Source organism: Burkholderia sp. HI2500, from assembly GCF_002223055.1.
Classification (GTDB): domain Bacteria; phylum Pseudomonadota; class Gammaproteobacteria; order Burkholderiales; family Burkholderiaceae; genus Burkholderia.
In genome coordinates, this window is the sequence record NZ_NKFL01000016.1 from 1 (window position 1) to 605 (window position 605).

1 protein-coding gene is annotated in these 605 nt (G+C 64.0%); it reads left to right on the plus strand.

Going from position 1 to position 605, the window contains the following annotated elements:
• Positions 1-605 (plus strand): electron transfer flavoprotein subunit beta/FixA family protein (locus tag CFB45_RS38015; RefSeq protein ID WP_144025305.1); only part of this gene is annotated, 605 nt, incomplete at both ends.

Sequence of the window (605 nt, forward strand, 5' to 3'; positions counted from 1 at the left end):
GTCGACATCGCGAACGTGAAGATGTCGATGAACCCGTTCGACGAAATCGCGGTTGAAGAAGCCGTGCGCCTGAAGGAAGCGGGCGTGGCGACCGAAGTGATCGCCGTATCGGTAGGCGTCGCGCAAGCGCAGGAAACGCTGCGTACGGCGCTGGCGATCGGCGCGGATCGCGCGATCCTCGTCGAGTCGAACGACAGCGTCGAGCCGCTGGGCGTCGCGAAGATCCTGAAGGCGCTGGTCGACAAGGAACAGCCGCAACTGGTGATCCTCGGCAAGCAGGCAATCGACGACGATTCGAACCAGACGGGCCAGATGCTGGCTGCGCTGGCAGGCCTCCCGCAAGCGACGTTCGCATCGAAAGTCACGGTGGCTGACGGTAAAGCAACGGTTGCACGCGAAGTCGATGGCGGTGCGGAAACGCTGTCGCTGACGCTGCCGGCCGTGATCACGACCGACCTGCGCCTGAACGAGCCGCGTTACGTGACGCTGCCGAACATCATGAAGGCGAAGAAGAAGCCGCTGGAAACCGTGAAGCCGGAAGACCTGGGTGTCGACGTCGCGCCGCGTCTGAAGACGCTGAAGGTGGTCGAGCCGCCGAAGCGCGC